12 protein-coding genes are annotated in these 18,112 nt (G+C 50.8%); 2 read left to right on the top strand and 10 right to left on the bottom strand.

What is annotated here, in order from left to right; translation table 11 throughout:
* Positions 1-6 precede the first annotated feature (6 nt).
* Together mfd and AC4IE8_RS06895 are read right to left on the bottom strand one after the other, a co-directional pair.
* Positions 7-3,483, bottom strand: a complete 3,477-nt coding sequence (mfd, locus tag AC4IE8_RS06900) for a transcription-repair coupling factor (protein ID WP_490790643.1) — start codon at positions 3,481-3,483, stop codon at positions 7-9.
* A gap of 544 nt (positions 3,484-4,027) precedes the next feature.
* Positions 4,028-5,881, bottom strand: coding sequence for a S8 family peptidase (locus tag AC4IE8_RS06895; protein WP_490790642.1), 1,854 nt, complete (start codon positions 5,879-5,881; stop codon positions 4,028-4,030).
* A gap of 694 nt (positions 5,882-6,575) precedes the next feature.
* Here AC4IE8_RS06895 and AC4IE8_RS06890 point away from each other — a divergent pair.
* Both AC4IE8_RS06890 and AC4IE8_RS06885 read left to right on the top strand, forming a co-directional pair.
* Positions 6,576-7,619, top strand: a complete 1,044-nt coding sequence (locus AC4IE8_RS06890) for a pentapeptide repeat-containing protein (RefSeq protein ID WP_490790641.1) — start codon at positions 6,576-6,578, stop codon at positions 7,617-7,619.
* Positions 7,616-8,320: a DNA alkylation repair protein gene (locus tag AC4IE8_RS06885; protein WP_490790640.1), complete on the top strand. Its 705-nt coding sequence runs from the start codon at positions 7,616-7,618 to the stop codon at positions 8,318-8,320. Before AC4IE8_RS06890 ends, AC4IE8_RS06885 begins: the two co-directional genes overlap by 4 nt.
* A 66-nt stretch (positions 8,321-8,386) precedes the next feature.
* Here AC4IE8_RS06885 and AC4IE8_RS06880 read toward each other — a convergent pair whose 3' ends face one another.
* The 8 genes from AC4IE8_RS06880 to AC4IE8_RS06845 all read right to left on the bottom strand — a co-directional run bounded on the left by AC4IE8_RS06880 (position 8,387) and on the right by AC4IE8_RS06845 (position 18,109).
* Positions 8,387-9,691, bottom strand: coding sequence for an FCSD flavin-binding domain-containing protein (locus AC4IE8_RS06880; protein ID WP_490790639.1), 1,305 nt, complete (start codon positions 9,689-9,691; stop codon positions 8,387-8,389).
* Between the two features lie 18 nt (positions 9,692-9,709).
* The gene (locus tag AC4IE8_RS06875) at positions 9,710-10,294 is read right to left on the bottom strand and encodes a c-type cytochrome (protein WP_068995379.1); all 585 of its coding nucleotides are present in this window, start codon (positions 10,292-10,294) and stop codon (positions 9,710-9,712) included.
* Between the two features lie 26 nt (positions 10,295-10,320).
* Positions 10,321-10,770 (bottom strand): tetratricopeptide repeat protein, encoded by a 450-nt coding sequence (locus AC4IE8_RS06870; RefSeq protein ID WP_068995381.1) that lies wholly within the window; start codon positions 10,768-10,770, stop codon positions 10,321-10,323.
* Positions 10,771-10,857: 87 nt separating this feature from the next.
* A complete protein-coding gene (locus AC4IE8_RS06865; RefSeq protein ID WP_490790638.1) occupies positions 10,858-12,351 on the bottom strand; it encodes a multiheme c-type cytochrome in 1,494 nt (497 codons plus the stop codon).
* Positions 12,352-13,456: 1,105 nt separating this feature from the next.
* Positions 13,457-15,493, bottom strand: coding sequence for an elongation factor G (gene fusA / locus AC4IE8_RS06860; RefSeq protein WP_068995383.1), 2,037 nt, complete (start codon positions 15,491-15,493; stop codon positions 13,457-13,459).
* Positions 15,494-15,787: 294 nt separating this feature from the next.
* Positions 15,788-17,089, bottom strand: a complete 1,302-nt coding sequence (gene ccmI / locus AC4IE8_RS06855) for a c-type cytochrome biogenesis protein CcmI (RefSeq protein WP_068995384.1) — start codon at positions 17,087-17,089, stop codon at positions 15,788-15,790.
* A complete protein-coding gene (locus AC4IE8_RS06850; RefSeq protein WP_068995386.1) occupies positions 17,086-17,565 on the bottom strand; it encodes a cytochrome c-type biogenesis protein in 480 nt (159 codons plus the stop codon). The genes ccmI and AC4IE8_RS06850 overlap by 4 nt, the downstream gene beginning before the upstream one ends.
* 1 nt (position 17,566) lies before the next feature.
* The gene (locus AC4IE8_RS06845; RefSeq protein ID WP_068995387.1) at positions 17,567-18,109 is read right to left on the bottom strand and encodes a DsbE family thiol:disulfide interchange protein; all 543 of its coding nucleotides are present in this window, start codon (positions 18,107-18,109) and stop codon (positions 17,567-17,569) included.
* Between the last annotated feature and the right edge of the window lie 3 nt (positions 18,110-18,112).

The following is an 18,112-nucleotide window of genomic DNA, read 5'->3' as shown; positions in this document are numbered from 1 at the left end:
CTGAGGTTAGTCTATCAGTCTGTCCAGCAACTGGTGGATCTTATCAACCCGGTTGAGCGGATTGTCCAGTTGAGCGTTATACCTTAGCTTATCGTTGCCTTCGAGACGATAGGTATTCGGCTTTTGCTGGATCAACCTGATCAGTGTACCAGGGTCGAATTTTGGCTGTTCATCGAACAGCAATCTCGCCCCTTTAGGACCAGCGTCGATCTTACGTATTCCCAGGGGATGGGCACGCAGTTTCAGTTCTGTGATGGAAAACAGATTTTTTGCTGCATCGGGCAATAGGCCGAACCGGTCGATCATCTCGACCTGCAGCTCGCGCAACTCGGCATTGTCTTTAGCACTGGCAATCCGTTTATAGAGTACCAGGCGGCTGTGAACGTCCGGAAGATAATCTTCCGGCAGCAGGGCAGGTAGGTTGAGTTCGATCTCGGTGCCATGATCCAAAGGCCGGTCCAGTTCGGGCTGGCGGCCCGATTTGAGGGCCTCGACAGCCCGCTCCAGCAGCTCTGTGTAGAGGGCAAAGCCGATCTCCTGTATTTGCCCGCTCTGCTCATCACCCAGAAGTTCTCCAGCACCCCGGATCTCCAGATCGTGGGTGGCGAGTGTAAATCCTGCACCAAGATCTTCAAGTGACTCAATAGCTTCCAGTCGCTTTTTAGCATCTGACGTTAGACTGGCTGAAGGTGGGGAAATCAGATAGGCATAGGCCCGATGGTGAGAGCGACCGACCCGTCCTCGGATCTGGTGAAGCTGCGCCAGGCCCAGCTTGTCCGCCCGGTTGATGATGATGGTGTTGGCGCTCGGCACATCAATGCCGCTCTCGACAATGGTGGTACAGACCAGCAGATTGAAGCGCTGATGATAGAAGTCCCGCATGATGCCTTCCAGTTGCCGCTCCCGCATCTGTCCATGAGCGACCTGCAGCCGCACACCGGGTAACAGGCTCTCCAGTCGCTCGGCCATGTTTTCAATGGTGCTGACTTCATTGTGTAGAAAATAGATCTGCCCACCGCGTTTCAATTCACGCTGGCAGGCTTCGGTGATCAGACTGTCACTCCATTGACTGACAAAGGTCTTGACTGGATGTCTCAAGGCCGGTGGGGTTGCGATGATCGACAGGTCGCGCATACCGGACATGGCCATATTCAGGGTACGAGGAATCGGTGTTGCCGTCAGCGTCAGCAGGTCCACTTCACTACGCAGTGCTTTCAGCTTCTCCTTATGGCGCACGCCGAAGCGATGTTCTTCGTCGACAATCACCAATCCCAGGTTCTTGAACGCGATACCATCGGAAAGCAGTTTATGGGTGCCCACTACAATATCGACACGGCCGTTTTTCAGTCCGTCCAGTACCCCTTGTTGCTGTTTGCCGGTTCGGAATCTTGAAAGACTCTCCACCTTGATCGGCCAGTCGGCGAATCGGTCGGCGAAATTCTGATAGTGCTGTTGTGCCAGCAGGGTAGTGGGTACCAATACCGCAACCTGCTTATTGCCCTGGGTGGCAGTAAATGCGGCTCGCATCGCCACTTCCGTCTTGCCAAAGCCCACATCCCCACAGACGACCCGGTCCATCGGTTGAGGCGAGGTCATATCATCGATCACCGCCGAGATGGTCTGTTGTTGATCGGGCGTCTCCTCGAACTCGAAGGAGGTGGCAAAGGCCTGGTATTCCGCATCGGGAGTGGGAAACGCCACCCCCTGTCGTGCGGCGCGACGGGCATAAATCTCCAACAGCTCAGCCGCTACATCGCGGATCTGTTTGGCGGCTTTGCGCTTGGTCTTCTCCCACTGATCGCCACCAAGTCGATGCAACGGGGCATGTTCCGGTGAAGCCCCGGCATAACGGCTGATCAGGTGCAGAGAGGATACGGGTACATAGAGTTTGTCACCCCGGGCGTATTCCAAGGTCAGAAACTCAGTGGTCTGGCCTGCCACATCCAGGGTTTGCAGCCCCAGATAGCGACCCACCCCGTGATCTTCATGGACAACGGGTGCACCCACATGCAATTCGGTCAGATTACGTACAATCTGGTCCGGATCCTGGCTGACCTTACGGCGTCTGCGCTCCTGTCGCACCCGTTCGCCATACAACTGAGTTTCAGTGATGATGCTCAGTCCAGCAGCTTCCAGCCAGAGACCCTGCTCCAGAGGTGCAACACAGAGACCGATCTCAAGATCGCTATCCAGGAAACTGTGCCAGCTCTCTACCGGTTTGGCGTGAATACTGAGATCCCGAAGGGTGCCAAGCAGCATTTCACGTCGCCCCGCACCCTCGGCAATGAACAGGGTGCGTTTTGCCTTATCCTTGAGAAACTGTTTGAGCGCCGTGGCGGGGGTTTTACTGCGTGCCTGAAAGGCTACCGGTGGTGGTAGCTGAGTGTTGTAATTGATTAATTTTGCATAGCCTTTTGACCGACTTGGCAGCTCATGGTGGCTGAGGCTGATCAATTCCCCTTTTTTCAGCGCTGCCGCCAGCTCGTCATCCCGCAGATAGAGATGCTGGGGTGGCAGGATAGGGCGGCTGATATCGTGACGTCGCTGCTCATATCGGTTGGTGATCTCGTCAAAAAAAACTCTGGCCTGCTCCCGGATATCCTCCCACTGCACCAACAGATGATTTTCAGGCAGATAGTCGAACAGGGTGGCTGTCTGCTCATAGAAGAGGGGCAGGTAGTACTCCAGACCACTGGGAATCCTGCCCTCGGAGACATCCTGATAGATCAGACTCTGTTGCAGATCCCCTTCCAGGTGAATGCGGTAGTTTCGCCTGAACTGCTGGATTCCCTCATCATCCAGTGGGAACTCCCGGGCCGGCAACATCTCGATTGCCTCAATCTTTTCCAGCGAGCGCTGACTCTCCGGATCAAAGGTGCGGATGGAATCGATTTCATCGTCGAACAGGTCGATTCGATAGGGCGTCTGGCTGCCCATCGGATAGATATCGAGCAGTGATCCTCTCACCGCAAACTCTCCGTGAGAAAATACCTGGGAGACACATTGATAACCACTGCTCTCCAGGCGCCGCCGGGTCGTATCGATATTCAACGTTTCTCCGGTTTTCATCACCAGGCAGTGCGCATCCAGAAAAGACTTTGGCACCAGCCGCTGCATCAGAGTGGATACCGGCGTAACCAATAAACCCTGCTGCATCGAGGGTAGTTGTTGCAGGGTAAGCAGGCGCTGCGAGATCAGCTCTGGCAGGGGGGAGAAGAGGTCATAGGGGAGGGTTTCCCAGTCGGGAAAATTGATGACCGGTAGTTCGCCGTCACCCAGAAAGAAGCGCAATTCGGATTCGAGTCGGGTGGCCGACTGCATATCCGGTGTTACAACCAGAATGATCCCCGGATAGTGCTCTGCCGCATTGGCAATCGCCAGGGAGCCACTGCATCCATGCAGGCCACCCCATTGATAACGTTTACCTGGGGCTTCAGGCAACTCAGGTAGAAGTGGGGAATGTTGGTTTTCTTGCTTGGTCATCGGCTGCAATTTTGAAATAAAAGCTGATAATTATCTCACAATTGCAGTTTTTTTTATCTCTTTAGGGCAGAGTTTTATCAGTACGATATGAGAACACCTGTTCATTTTCCCTGAGTATCGATATTGGTAGTATATGGAATGATTATCATTTTAGGGCCTGTTAACACGAATCCAATACGTCCTGCTGGGTCTGTTTTTGTGCCCAGCAAGGCAGAATGAGCGTCGTGTAGTCATTCTACATGAGCGAATAATAACGCCGCTGGGCGCAAAAACAGACCCAGCCCCCTCTTTAAATATCAAAATGGGGGGTTGCGCCTGAAAAAGCGCCACGAACCGTTGCTCGTCGCTCATTTGGAACAACCAAACTACGCTCCTCGCGCCTTGATTGGCGCTTTTCAGGCACAACAGGACGTATTAGATTAGTGTTAACAGGCCCTAATACAATTCGTACTCCAATCTCACTTCTCATATTTCTTATTTGAAAAAAAGGGGCGGTGTCACCGCCCCTGAATTGTGATTTAACGTTATTTATATAATTCAGTTATTAATACAGAGGATACCAGGGTAGTCCCGGATTAGCTGGCGCAGTCGAGCTACCACCCTGGTCGTAGCTTGCCACTAGCGATACTCCAGAGAAGGCGGAATAACCTTTGATCAGTACATGGTATCGTCCGACCTGGATATTGTTGATGATACAGGTTTCATCGTTGCCTTCACGATAAGGCCGGCAATCGTAATTAGTCTCTGTCGGTTCAGTATTGAATTTCACATAAAGATCGGCATCGCCAGTGCCACCGCTCATTCTGAAAGAGAGATTTGTAGCGCCCGCAGGGACATCAAAGAGATAGCTGAGTGTTTCCCCGCTGCCGGCAGACAGATTTGTCCTGGCCTGTTTGTTGATTAAAAGGTTATCGGCCGGGGGAGATACGGGGGGATCGGTTGGAGTTGTACTGCTCAGGTCAAAACTGGCGACTAACGATACTCCGGAGAAACTACTGTATCCTTTAACTTTGACGTGATACCGGCCAGTCTGGATATTGCTGATATTACAAGTCTCATTGTTACCCTGGAGAAAGGGCCGGCAGTCATAACTGTTGTCGGTCGGTTCTGCATTGTATTTCACATAGAGATCAGCATCACCACTACCACCACTCATTTTGAATGAGAGATTTGTAGCACCGGCAGGAACATCGATAAAATAGCTTAAGGTTTCACCAGCACTGCCTGAAAGGCCGGTTTTGGCGACATTGTTTGTCAATTCGTTATCATTCGGCGGTGTAACCGGAGGATCGACCGGCGTGGTTCCGTCTGAAGCCTTGGCAACGGCAGCTGATGCATCCAGGATACCATCACCGCAACCTTGACAGCTGGCCGGAAAATCCCGTGCGCTCTCTTTCAGGAACTGCTCCACTTGATCCGGTGTTATGTCTGATTTGACCGCATACATCAAGGCCGCCACACCAGAAACATGGGGTGCTGACATGCTGGTACCGGTCATACTGGCATAACTGTCGGACCCTGGTGTGGATTGTCCATTGTTGTGGGTCGAAAGAATGCTGTCACCAGGAGCGGCAAGATCAATCAGATTGCCATAGTTGGATGAGGAGGTGCGTCCTCCTTGACGGTTAGAGTTTGCCACAGCGATAACACCTGTACAGTTCACCGGAGTGAATCCGGAGGCATCCTTAGTTTCATTACCTGCTGCAACAACAACCGATGCTCCCATTTGTCGGGCGGTATTGATCGCTTGTTGATAGGTCTGCGGACAGGTTGCGGAATCACCACCGAGACTGAGGTTGATTACCTTCGCAGGATTTTGATTGGCCGGGACGTTGGCTACGTTGCCACCTGCAGCCCAGGTGATTCCGTCGGCGATATCAGAGGTATACCCACCGCACTTGGCCAGTACTCTGACCGGGACAACTTTTGCTTTGAATGCTGTGCCACTGACACCGAGACTATTGTTGGTCAATGCTGCCACCGTACCGGCGACATGTGTGCCGTGCCAAGTACTTTGGTGAATGTTGCACTGAGGCGAATAATCTCCCATATCTGTCGCGTCGGAATCCCGTCCGTCACCATCTCCTGCATTCGTGCTGTTACTCACCATATCGTAACCGGGGAGAAGATTATCGTTGAGATCGGGGTGGGGACGATAACCTGTATCGACTACCGCCACCACAACACCTTCTCCCTGGGTTGTATCCCAAGCTTCAGGCGCACGAATACCACCCGTCTGATCATGGAACCCCCATTGTTCATTGTAGCGAGGATCGTTAGGTGTATAGAGGGGGAACATGATCAGATCCGGTTCCGCATACTCCACATCACCGTTCTGCTCAATTTTATCGATGATCGGCCGCATCTCTGCCGGCGTCTTTGCACTATCCAATTTCAATATTTGTCCGCCATGAGCACTATTTCTAAGATGCGAAAAACCGACTCCGATATCATCTGAAAATTGTTTGGCTCGCTCGACCATCGTTCTGCTGGAAGTAGTTGTGTTGGTTCCGAGCCGATATTTAACGATAACCTGATCTGTGGGAACTGTTTCTGCGTGTTGAGCAGAGTAGAAGAGTGTGCTGTTGTTTTGCATATTATCGATCCATCCAGCAAATGAGGTGCTTGAAATTGAGAGGCCGATGGAAGCAATACAGAAAGTGAAAGATGAGGGTATACTACATTTGATTCTCATTTCTAATTTTCCCTTTTTTCTTACCATAAATACATTGTGTCTTTTTCCTGATCCATGACACACTAGAACCTGTTATCGCTCGTTTCATGATTCCATCTGAAATGAGATCAACAACAGGCAGTAAAGAATATCCCATAAAATATTCATGGGATATGCGACTGGGTTTAAGAAGGTGTAGAATTTACATTTAGAAGGGTGACTTAACATTTTTTTACATTTTGCAATGACGCATAGATAGATTGGTAGTGCTTCTATCCTTCAATATCGATAATTGTAAAAAAATAAAGTTGTAATTATTCCCTTCGGAAACAAAACACATTACCGTTAAAGGGTTACTCCATTGTCTCTAAATCTATTTCTGACGATAACTATTTCACTATTTTCTTTCACCAATTTGGTGGCATCAGAGCTGAGCGTTGAGCGCTTAGTTGCAGAGGGTAAATGCATTAACTGTGACTTGACCGGAGCGGACTTAAGAATGATGGATCTCTCCCGTAGCGATCTTAGAGGTGCAATTCTCGACCAGGCGATGCTGTATGGTAGTGATCTAAGTCATGCAAATCTGGGCGGGGCCAGTCTTAAAGGCACCAGTTTTTCCAGAACCAATCTATCTGGCGCCAATCTGCAAGGTGTCAAGGTGGTTTATGGTCGTTTCAGTAGAGCGGATCTAAGCGGTGCAAATCTGAGTCAAAGCGATCTACAGCAGGCAAATTTCAATGGAGCTGATCTATCCAATGCCGACCTGAGTGGAGCGAATCTACAGTTTGCACTCTTTACCAACAGCCAACTCATCGATACGAATCTAACAGATGCCAATTTAGACAGTGCTGATTTAGCTGGTGTTGATTTAAGTCAGGCGGGATCACTGAGTAATGTCAGTTTCCGCAGAACCAACTTGCGTAACAGCAATCTATCTGGGCTGGTGTTGAACAATACCGATTTCACCCAGGCGCGTCTGCTTAAGGCGGATATGTCGAACAGCAGTCTGGTGTCATCCCTGTTTTCAGAAACTGAGCTGAAAAAGACCCGTTTGACAGGTGCCGATCTACGTGAGGCCAAATTCATCCGTGCTCAAATGCTTGGAGTAAATCTTAAAGGGGCGAATCTGCAGGGTGCACAACTGGATGCCGTAGTAGTTAGCGGCAACTTGATCGAGAGCGACTTTTCAGAGGCCAACATCCGCAGGGCCAATATGAATGGAGCAAACCTTAAGGATGCCAGTTTTCGCAAGGCAGAGTTGGAATTTACCGACTTTGGATCAACCAACTTGTATGCTGCTGACTTTACCGGAGCGAAACTAACCAGGTGCAACCTCCGCAAAGCCAATCTACGTGAAGCGGTATTCGAGGGCGTGGATTTAGCAGGAAATGTTCTTGATGGGGCGAGGGGAGTCGAACATCTATCTGAGTCACCAGCAGAAACTCCCACTGCAACGGAATGAAGGCTGAGCATCTGAGACTGAATCTGGAAAACCTGGCCAGTCCGGAGATCGCGGACAAGTCTCAACGTTTTTTCAAAACCGGCAAGGGTGAGTATGGAGAGGGGGATCGGTTCCTGGGGATCCGTGTGCCGATTCTCCGACAGCAGGCCAGAGAATTTCAGCAGATGTCCCTGACACAGGTCGTACGTTGCCTGAAGTCCGCCTATCATGAAGAGCGTTTGTGCGCCTTGTTGATACTGGTCAGAAAGTTTGCGTCCGGTGATGAGAAGCTGCGTGAACGTGTCTTTAGGAACTACCTTGGTAATACCCGTTACATCAACAACTGGGATTTGGTGGACAGTTCTGCCTATCAGATTGTCGGCGCCTATCTTTTGACCCGGGAGCGGGCAATACTCTATGTGCTGGCGAGGTCCGACTCTCTCTGGGAGCGACGGATTGCGATGATCGCCACCTACCAGTTCATAAAAAAACAGCAGTATGATGATGCACTGGCTATTGCAGAACTGTTACTGCAGGACCAGCAGGATTTAATTCACAAAGCTGTTGGTTGGATGATCAGGGAAGTGGGTAATCGTGATCGAAACCGGGCACAAATGTTTCTGAATCCATTCTATCAAGCAATGCCCAGGACAATGTTGCGGTATGCGATTGAGAGGTTTCCGGAACCGCTTCGACAGGGCTACTTAAAAGGCGAGATTTAAGCAAACCAGAGAGGTTCGCCAGTTGAATGGGGAACCTCTATACAATCAGAGGTTCCCCGTGGGGGGTCAGGTGAACATGTCAGCTGCGATGTTCTTGAACCAGCTGCGAGCAAACTTGGCCTCGATGGCCCGGGTTGCGGCACTGGCATTCATCGGTGAGAGGCCGCCGGCGCCTTTCACGCCAACGATCTTGCCATCCACAAGTTGATAGACCGCTGCCACAGAGATACCCCATTCTGGTGAGATAATGCTGTAACAGGTATTGACGTAGGAGGGTTCACCGGGTTCCTGGCCATTCAGTGCTGCAACGATTGCAGCGGCACAGACCTTACCCTGAGAGTTGGCGGCATACCCCGATTTGGGCATTTTACCGGCAATACAGGCGTCTCCGATGACATGAATGTCCTTATGCAGTTTCGACTCGAAGGTCTTCTGATTTACCGGGCACCAGCCTGAATCGTCAGCCAGTCCGGCGACCTGTGCAATCTTACCCGCTTTCTGTGCCGGGATGAGATTCACAACATCCCCTTTGTACTCTTCCACTTCACCGACCAGGGTGCGGCTGTTTGGATCGATTGCTTCGATGATACCGCCACCGGCGCCGGATACCCACTCCACCATGTCGCCATAGAACTTCTTATAGCCCTGCATGAAGAGGCCCTGCTTGGAAAATTTATCCTTGGCGTCAAGGATAATGACCTTCGACTTCGGCTTATGCATTTTGAAGTAGTGTGCGATTTGTGCCGCACGCTCATAAGGTCCGGGAGGACAACGAAACGGATTGGGTGGTGCGGCGATATAGCAAACACCGCCATCCTTCATGGCTTCAAGCTGCTTTCTCAGGGTGACTGTTTGCGGCCCGGCTTTCCAGGCATGAGGAATCTTCTCTGCAACCTCGGCGTTGTAGCCATCAATCTTTTCGTAACGGAAATCGACGCCAGGGGAGACGATCAGTTTGTCGTAGTCATACTGTTTGCCGCTTTTACCTTTGACTGTATGTTTATCAGGATCGATTGCCACGATCTCATCCTGAACAACATTGATGCCTCTTTTATTCTTCAGTGTGTCATAGCCGAAAGTGAGGCTGTCGATGTTTCTGTCACCGCCCAGCACTTCATTACTCAGTGGACAGGAGACATACTTTTTATCTTTTTCGATCAAGGTGACATCGATATCCGCATCAGCCAGCTTGATATATTTTGCTGCGATGGCGCCGCCATAACCTCCGCCGATGACAATCACCCGGCCTTTACCGCCACCTGATGCACGTTTGGGCGTATTCGCAGTACAGGCACTGATTGAAGCCAATGCGCCTAAAGCGGTACAGGCACCGGCTGCTTTAACAAATTTACGTCGCGTGAACATAGCCATTAATTATTCTCCCCAAAATTACTTTTCACTGGCATAAAATTCGGCCATGGCCTTTAACTCTTCTTTGGAGAGTTTCATGACGCGTTTGCCCATTTTGCGGGGTGCGCAACGTTTCCCTTTGCTGTGACACCATTCCAGGTAATGCATGGTATATTCCGGCCATTGTCCGGCCAGTCGGGGGGCTTCATCCTCCTGCACTCTACCGTTGTCTTCATGGCAGGTCTTACACTGGTCGTCGTGAATTTTCTTACCGATCGCCACCATTTTGGAATCTGTTTTGACCGGGCTTGAAACCCACTCCTGATCTGCCATGAATGAAGCGATCGCTTTCAGTTCCGATTCGCTATAGCCTTTGGCGATTCGTCCCATGATGGTGGAGTCCCGTTCGCCGGATTTATATTCCAGCAGGATCATTTGTAGAAACTCCTTTTCCATACCGCCGATAATCGGCATTAAGTCACCGGCGCTGGCGCCCATGGTGCCATGACAACCGGCGCAAGTGTTGGCAAGCATGCTGGGTGAGCGAACACCTTCTGCAGTCAGGCTGCCTGAGAAAATCACCGCGGCTGTCAATGCGAGTAGCCGTGCTTTTCTGTTTTTCATGAAAATCTCCTCTGGTGAAATCTGAATCAGTGCATCGTGTTTTGGGATGAGCGTTGATTCAGCCACGTAACAACTTTGTCAATTTCTTGTTTTTTGGATGGATCCAGCTGTTGTGCCTGTTTCAAGGCCTCTCTTGCCAGCTGATATCTTCCAAGGTGTAGATAGGCGACGGCCAGGCCTATGAAGGCATCTGAATTGGATTGATCCAGCATAATCGCCTGTTGAAAGTTTTCGATGCCTGAGGAGTAAGACTGCTGTAACAGTTGTACTCCACCAAGTCGAGTATAGGCCAGAGAAGAGGAGGGTGCTTCTTTGATTGCCTCTTCCAGAAGTGATTGAGCGGCTTTCAGGTCACCGGCTTCTGTTTGTTGAAAGGCTTGTTCGATCAGAGTCTGTTGTTCGCTGTTGGCCGTGATCGAGAAGGATAGGCTGCAACCGAGTAAAGCAACAACCAGGTATCTTGAGTATCGCAGCATTGAATACCTCATTGGAAAAATACGATAGCGGAAGATGGTAAGAAATGAAAAACCCCCTTCAGGATGACCTGAAGGGGGTGAGGGGGGTTACTTCAGCGCGCCTTTACCGTAGCGCTCTTCAAAACCCTTACGTACCTTGTCGATGGACTCCTTGCTCATACCTTCAAAGTACCAGGTATGGCCCTCGATCGGGCGGAAGTACTTGTCGAGCATGGCGTCGGCAAACTTGGTGTTGCCGTCCTTCTTCATAGCCACATCTTTCAACTCGGGTATCCATTTCATGTAGGTGTGCTTGGCTACATCATAGATACCGTGCCACCAGGTATAGTCAGGACCACTCATGGACGCACCGTGACGAGCGCGGCGGCCTTCATGATGCCAGATTTCCCACCAGGTCCATTCGATTTTGTCGTCAAACGGGGCCTTGGTGATATAGCCGTTCTTCTTCAGCTCACCCATGACAGCAGCGATAGGCTTGGCGAATTTCTCATTGTAGAGTTCAACCACGTTATCGAACTGATTGTAGTGACCATTAATAACGCTGTCGCTGTGGCAGGCCTTACAGACTTCCTGCATCTTCTTGCGACGTTCCTTCCAGGTCACAACCTCGACCACGGTAGAACCTTTGGCTTTGTCTCCGACCTTGGGGATTTTTTTACCCTCTTTGACGTCGAACTCATCACCGTTCTCCAGACGAATCAGGTTGATCTTCTGAGAGATTGGTGGACGCAGGGTCCAGGAGATACGATCGCCAACGTTATGGGTCTTGCCCTCTTTGCCGCCGGCACTCATGTGGCAGGTGGCGCAGGTGGGAGCCGCTGAGTAGTCAACACCGGCGACCCACTTATCGGATTCCATGTTCATCTCATCGACTTTCGCGCGATAGATGATGCCGTGCTTGGACTCGTTGTAGACCTCAATTTGAGGATGGTCGGGACCGACGTGACACTTACCGCAGGTATCCGGTGTACGGGCCTGGGCTTTGGAGAAACGGTGACGACCGTGACACGCAGTACAGGAACCGGCAGAACCATCAGGGTTGATTCGGCCGATACCGGTGTTGGGCCATGTGGTCGGCAGAGGTCTGCCATCTTCACCGATCTCGATCTTGGAGCCGTGGCACTGGCGGCAACCTGCATTGACTGCTGCAGGGCCGCCGACTACTTCACCAAGGAGGTTATCGAGGGATGCAAGGATTTGACCGCCTTTGGAGTGATGGGAACCATCCATCTCTTCGAATTCTACCGAATGGCATTTCGAGCAGTCTTTAGGGGTTACAATAATTGAAATTCGCTGTCCTTCATGTTCAAAGCCATCAACATCGTCAGCTTTGGCTTCATGACAGTCAAGGCAGTTGACACCGCTTTGACCATGCTGACTGTTGTTCCACTCCATGGTCAGCCCTGGATCTTCCTGCCAGTGACACTCTATACATTCCTGTCCTTTTGGGTTGCCCCAATCTTTACCAATTGAACCAGACGGTCTTGCGGCATCTGCTGTTGTGACTTGCAGCATCAGAGCTAGTCCCGCAGCAACACTCCCCAGTATCGCGGTGATCCGACCATTACCGAAGCGTTTCATAGCTCCCTCCTGTGATGGGTTGAACGAATATTTTAAGCGCTCCAATAGATTGCCGCGTCAATAATCCAATGGTATTAAAGACGACAGGTGATCGTACTATGGAACCCCTCATTTTTAAAAAAAGAATGGCAAGCCTTAATGAAGACAAGGATGGATACGACTTCCTCCCAACCCCAATTTTTTATTGTATGGGGACTGCATGGTTTCACTACATTGAGGCCAGTAAAACCCTTTTCTTTTTATTGCTTACTGTAGACTATAAAAACGGTTCGTATAGGGTCACGCCTTGATTTAAATCAAAAGTTTCAGCGCTGGAGCATGATAGAGGATTGGCGATTTTTAAAAGTTGGTCTAAATGCTGTGAAAGGCATACAAAAAGTTACTAACTTAACGAATCTAACAAATAAAAATATTGTTCATTTAAACTGGGAGATCGATAAATTTCTTAATCTGATTTTAAGAGTAGTTGCTGTGTTGCCTAGAACGAAATAATCACTATTACCTAATTATAAATAGCCATTATACTCATTAGTGGGTATCTCTGATTTTGTGTATATTATTAATTTAGTGGGCGCTCTTTTTCCGCTCGTTCTTATCACGACTTACCCGTTTGGGTATTCAGTAATTACCACCGACCGAATGCTGACAAATCACCCATCTGAAAAAGTTGTTTGAGAGGGTTGGTTGATGGAGTCAGTCAAATACATTGCTGATAGGGAATTGCCTTATATGACTCCGCCACCCTGGATCAGGCAATTCAAAATGTCAAAGGTTCCATGGTCGGAGAAGTTACCTCGAACTGTTGTTATGGCTTCAACCATTTTACAAATCACATTTATGCTGGGCGGGTATCTTTTTACAACCGCAGCAAACTCACGTTAGGTGTTCAATAAAGTGCGAATGAGGCTCGTGCGTAGGCAGGCGTTACGCTCGTGTGGCTAATTACCATACACCATCACCGGCTGTCTGGGTAATCAACAATCAGGTGTTTGTGGCAATAAAGAACCAGGTAGTGATCTCGGATCTCCCGATTCATCCTGTGCCATGAGAGAGAAGCTGAGGGGGTAACTCGGTTGCCGCCTCAGCTCTCTTCGACGCTTGAGTGTTATGCCTGCTTTGAGCTACGCAACTGTTTTTGAATGTTCGGGGGAACCGCCTCGTAATGGCTGAACTCAATTGTGTAGCTGCCTTCACCGCCGGTCATAGCTTTCAGCTGGGTGGAGTAGCCTTCAAGTTCCGCCAGTGGTGCCTGGCCCTTGATGACCAGTGTATTGTTGCGTCCGGTCTCGGTGCCACTGATCTGGCCCCTGCGTCCAGCCAAATCACCCGTCAGGTCGCCCATGAAGCTGTCAGAGGTGGTAATCGAGATATTTACAATGGGCTCAAGGATAACCGCTCCAGCGTTATCGACGGCTTCCAGAAAAGCCTTTTTACCTGCTGTGACAAAGGCAATCTCCTTAGAGTCGACAGAGTGAAATTTACCGTCGTAAACCGTGACTCTTATATCCTGCATGGTGAATCCGCTGAGCGCACCCTCTTCCATGGCACTTCTGACCCCTTTCTCAACCGCCGGAATGAATTGCCCGGGAATCGCTCCGCCAACCACAGCGTTGACATATTCAAAGCCTGAACCTCGCTCCAGTGGTTCGATACGCAGAAATACTTCACCGAACTGTCCAGCGCCACCGGTCTGCTTCTTGTGCCGATAGTGACCTTCCGCTTTGCGGGTTATGGTCTCCCGATAGGCGATGCTGGGTGGATGGGTTTCCACTTCTACACTGTATTTCTTCTTGATCTGCTGCAGCAGTACATCGAGATGTAGCTCTCCCAGACCTCGCATGACTGTCTCGTTGAGGCTGACATTGTGCTCAACATGGAAACAGGGGTCTTCATCTTCCAGTTTATGCAGAGCATCGCTTAATTTTTGCTCATCGCCACGTTTGGTGGTGTTGATCGCCAGGCCAAACAGCGGTAATGGGCACTCAATCGAGCGGAGGTGGTGGTGATCTTCATCGTGGGAGTCATGAATCACCGCGTCGAAATGAATGTCGTCAATCCGCGCCACGGCACAGATATCGCCGGGCACACCCTGTTTCATCTCCTGCTGCTCTTTACCCTGCAAACGGTAGAGGTGATTGACCTTGAACGGTTTCCTGGCATCACCGATATACAGCTGGGAATTGACTTCGAGCTTGCCCTGGTGGATACGGAAGATGCCCAGTTTACCCCGGTAGGGGTCATTGATCACCTTGAATACATGGCCAATGACATGTTTGCCCTCATCGGGAGTGACTTCAACAGGCTGCATGTTAGCCCCTTCACCCTTCATGAATGGGGGAGGGTTGCCTTCTGTCGGGTCGGGCATCAGTTTGGCGAACAGATTGAGCAGCTCATCGATTCCGGCACCGTTCTCTGCCGAAGTAAAACAGACCGGGATCAGATGACCTTCACGCAAGGCCTTCTCAAATGGATCGTGCAGCTGTTCTGGCTCAATCGCCTGTCCTTGTTCCAGGTAGAGCTCCATCAGCTCCTCATCCACTTCGACGACTTGATCCACCAGGTTGTCATGGGCCTGACTGACTGAAGAGATATCGGTGGCATCGCCACCCGGTTGAAAGTAGCAGTCGATAACCTTTTTTCCATTTTCTGCGGGCAGATTGATCGGCAGACACTCTTTACCGAAGGTCTCCTTCAGGCTCTCCAGTAGTGCATCATGGTCAACTTCCTCTGAATCGATCTTGTTGATGATGATAAACCGGCACAGGTTACGCCGTTTTGCCGCATCCATCATGCGAATGGTAACCGGTTCGATACCGGTCGAAGCGTTGACAACGACCATCGCCGATTCCACGGCTGGCAGGATGCTGATACCCCGGCCCAGAAAATCCGCATATCCGGGGGTGTCGATGATATTGACCTGTTTGTTCTCATGGCTCAGGTGGGTGATGGCGATATCCAGGGAGTGTTGCAGCTCTTTCTCCAGATCATCGCTGTCACAGACGGTGTCGCCCTGCTCAATCGTCCCTTTCGTCTTGATCATGCCCGATCGGTGCAGCAGACTCTCGATCAAACTCGTTTTACCTGAGCCGGCATGCCCGACCAGTGCGATATTGTGGATATCATGGGTAGAGTAATTGGCCATCGTGACTCCTATCATCAGAACATGCCGGGTTTTATAGCCATCAGAGGCATCGGCTAAGTGTTATTGATTATGTTTGTTGCCAGTATATCAATCAACTATCTGAAGTTGTTGAGTTCAGGCAGTAGATTGGCATAAAACAGACTGATTTTTCAAAAAATCATGACAATGGTCAGCTTCATACCGTCCAGCATGCCATTTACGCTCTAGGACTGGTGTGGGATCGGGCAGATTGAGCCCTGTTCCGGCAAAGGCTGCATCAATTCGAGCCTTTGCCACTAGTGGCTCAACAGGGAATCAAGGATGAACCGAATTGATCACGACCTGAACTGTCTCAGCGGACCCGGGTGCGACCGGCTGAATCTCGCCTTCAAGGTCTCCAGCCTGCGCGGTTGGGCTGCCAGACATGGAGATTCTGGCACCGACCACCACTTCATTGAAACCGGAGAGCTTCATTTGTGGCATCATCGCCATGCTGTCATCCAGGCTGATCGAAACTGGCAGGTCACTGACCTTTTTTCTGACTGCAGCCAGCGGCATTGGTGGGCCGCTGACCGCTTTGGCATAGATGAATACCAGGTCATTCGGTTTCGCCTTCGCCTGCAGTTCAGGTGAGAGGGATACGGCAACCTTTATGGACTCGTCGGTTGCTGCAGCAGTTGGCTGTGCTTGGGCTTTGGGTTTCTGTTTCTTCACGATGCTCGGCAGCTCTGTCTCTTCCGGAGGCATACCCAGCTGTTTACGCGCATCGTCGATTGCGCTGTTCACCGATTCAAGCTCGGCGCTCTGTGGTGTGAGGGTGGTGCGAAGTGTATCCCAACGCAGGATCGCCGATTTATAATCGGTGGATTGATAAGCCAGGATACCCGCCAACCAGAGTACGTTCGGGTTTTCCGGTTCCAGTTGGTAGGCCTTTTCGATCATTGGTGCGGCTCGACCGGTAAAATCGTTACCGGTAGTTGCAGCAATGGCTTCCGCATAAGCCAGCAGTAGATCGACCCGTTGGTCGTTCATCTCCATGGCACGCTGATACGCATTGATAGCTGCCTCGTGATCATTGAGGGCCATATAACTGCGGCCCAGCATGACCCAGCCATCCTGATTGTCCGGATTCTCTTGCAGTTTTTCCGCCAGCCTTCTGACCAGCTCATCCATTGGTGGAAGGTTTTCCATGCCGCCGGAGGGTGCCTGAGCCGTCTGCTGGGTTGTGCCAGCTGCAGGCTGTTGAGCCAGATGGTTGACGATCTCAGGGGATCCCAGAAAATCGTAGAGCAGCCAGGCGGCAAGTGGAATCAACAGTGCGGTGCCTGCCATGATGCGTCCTGAACGTCTCTCCTGACTGGTGGAGTCTGAAGTTGACGTGGAGACATCGGTCAACAGGGATTTCTCCAGGTCCTTGCGCGCCGCATCATAGCGGTTCTGGTCCAGATTGCCTGCTTCAAGATCGCTGTCCAGCTCCTCAAGCTGCTGTTTGAAGACAGCCAGATTGAGTTCGTCAGAGGTGATTTTATCGGTTACCTCTTTTCTTAATAACGGCAGGCCGACAAAAGCCATTGCCAGGACAGTGAGTCCGGCAATAATCATCCAGAATAGGGTCATTGATTCGTGTCTCTTTGTTCGTTCGACTGATTCAGAAGCTTATCGAGTCTTTGCTGTTCTGCCTCACTCAGTTCTGTTTCTCTGCTCTGGTTTTTACGCCTGATGATACGAAACAGAACCACACCGCCGATCAGAAAAACGATTAACGGGCCAAACCAGATGGGGTAAGTGCTTGGCTTGACAGGTGGACTGTAGAGGACAAAGTCACCGTATCGGGCAACCATGAAATCGATGATCTCCCCTTTACTCTGACCGCCCTTCATCATGTCGTAGATTTCGTTTCTCAGGTCAATCGCCAGTTCCGCGTTGGAGCCTGCCAGTGACTCGTTCTGACAGACCAGGCAGCGCATCTCTTCAATGATTTCGCGAAAGTCCTCATCCTGTGCCGGATCTTCGAAGCTGTATTCCGCGAGGGTTGCCGCTTGCAGGGTAGTCAGACCTAGTAGGTAGATAAAACTGAACAGAAATAGGCGCACGTTACGATCCTTTGGCTTTCAAATCATTGATCATGGGAAGCAGGGTTTCGTTAAACACGCCCAGGGTGAGGGGGCCTGCGTGTTTGTAATGAATGATGCCATCACCATCGACCAAAAAGGTTTCCGGGGCGCCATAGACCCCAAGATCAATGGCTGTGCGTCCCTTTTTATCAAATATGTTGACCGTATAGGGGTCGCCCAGTTGCTGCAGCCAGGCCTGTGCCTTGACCCGCTCATCCTTCCAGTTGAGCCCCACGATCTCCACTTTCCCTGAACGGGCAAGGTGGACCAGGGTGTCGTGCTCAGCACGACAGGAGACGCACCAGGTTGCCCAGACATTCAACAGGTAGATCTTACCCTTGAGGTTCTGATCATTGATCATGGTTTGGGCACTTTCCACCGAGGGCAGGGAGAACTCCGGAATCGATTTGCCGATCAGCGGTGAGGGGATCTCCCTGGGGTTCATGCTCAGCCCTTTATAAAGAAAAGCGGCAATTATCCCGAAGACGATCAACGGCACGGAATAACGCAAATAGCGGTTCATTAC

The organism is Candidatus Thiodiazotropha sp. AKAK2, assembly GCF_058244685.1.
The sequence above is the reverse complement of the archived record's forward strand: the minus strand, read 5'-3'. Positions and strand labels throughout refer to the sequence as shown.

What these genes read in the sequence shown, in the direction of transcription:
- mfd (WP_490790643.1), bottom strand. Translation starts at nt 3,483, where the DNA reads ATGACCAAGCAAGAAAACCAACATTCCCCACTTCTACCTGAGTTGCCT.
- AC4IE8_RS06885 (WP_490790640.1), top strand. Translation starts at nt 7,616, where the DNA reads ATGAAGGCTGAGCATCTGAGACTGAATCTGGAAAACCTGGCCAGTCCG.
- AC4IE8_RS06880 (WP_490790639.1), bottom strand. Translation starts at nt 9,691, where the DNA reads ATGGCTATGTTCACGCGACGTAAATTTGTTAAAGCAGCCGGTGCCTGT.
- AC4IE8_RS06875 (WP_068995379.1), bottom strand. Translation starts at nt 10,294, where the DNA reads ATGAAAAACAGAAAAGCACGGCTACTCGCATTGACAGCCGCGGTGATT.
- AC4IE8_RS06870 (WP_068995381.1), bottom strand. Translation starts at nt 10,770, where the DNA reads ATGCTGCGATACTCAAGATACCTGGTTGTTGCTTTACTCGGTTGCAGC.
- AC4IE8_RS06865 (WP_490790638.1), bottom strand. Translation starts at nt 12,351, where the DNA reads ATGAAACGCTTCGGTAATGGTCGGATCACCGCGATACTGGGGAGTGTT.
- fusA (WP_068995383.1), bottom strand. Translation starts at nt 15,493, where the DNA reads ATGGCCAATTACTCTACCCATGATATCCACAATATCGCACTGGTCGGG.
- ccmI (WP_068995384.1), bottom strand. Translation starts at nt 17,089, where the DNA reads ATGACCCTATTCTGGATGATTATTGCCGGACTCACTGTCCTGGCAATG.
- AC4IE8_RS06845 (WP_068995387.1), bottom strand. Translation starts at nt 18,109, where the DNA reads ATGAACCGCTATTTGCGTTATTCCGTGCCGTTGATCGTCTTCGGGATA.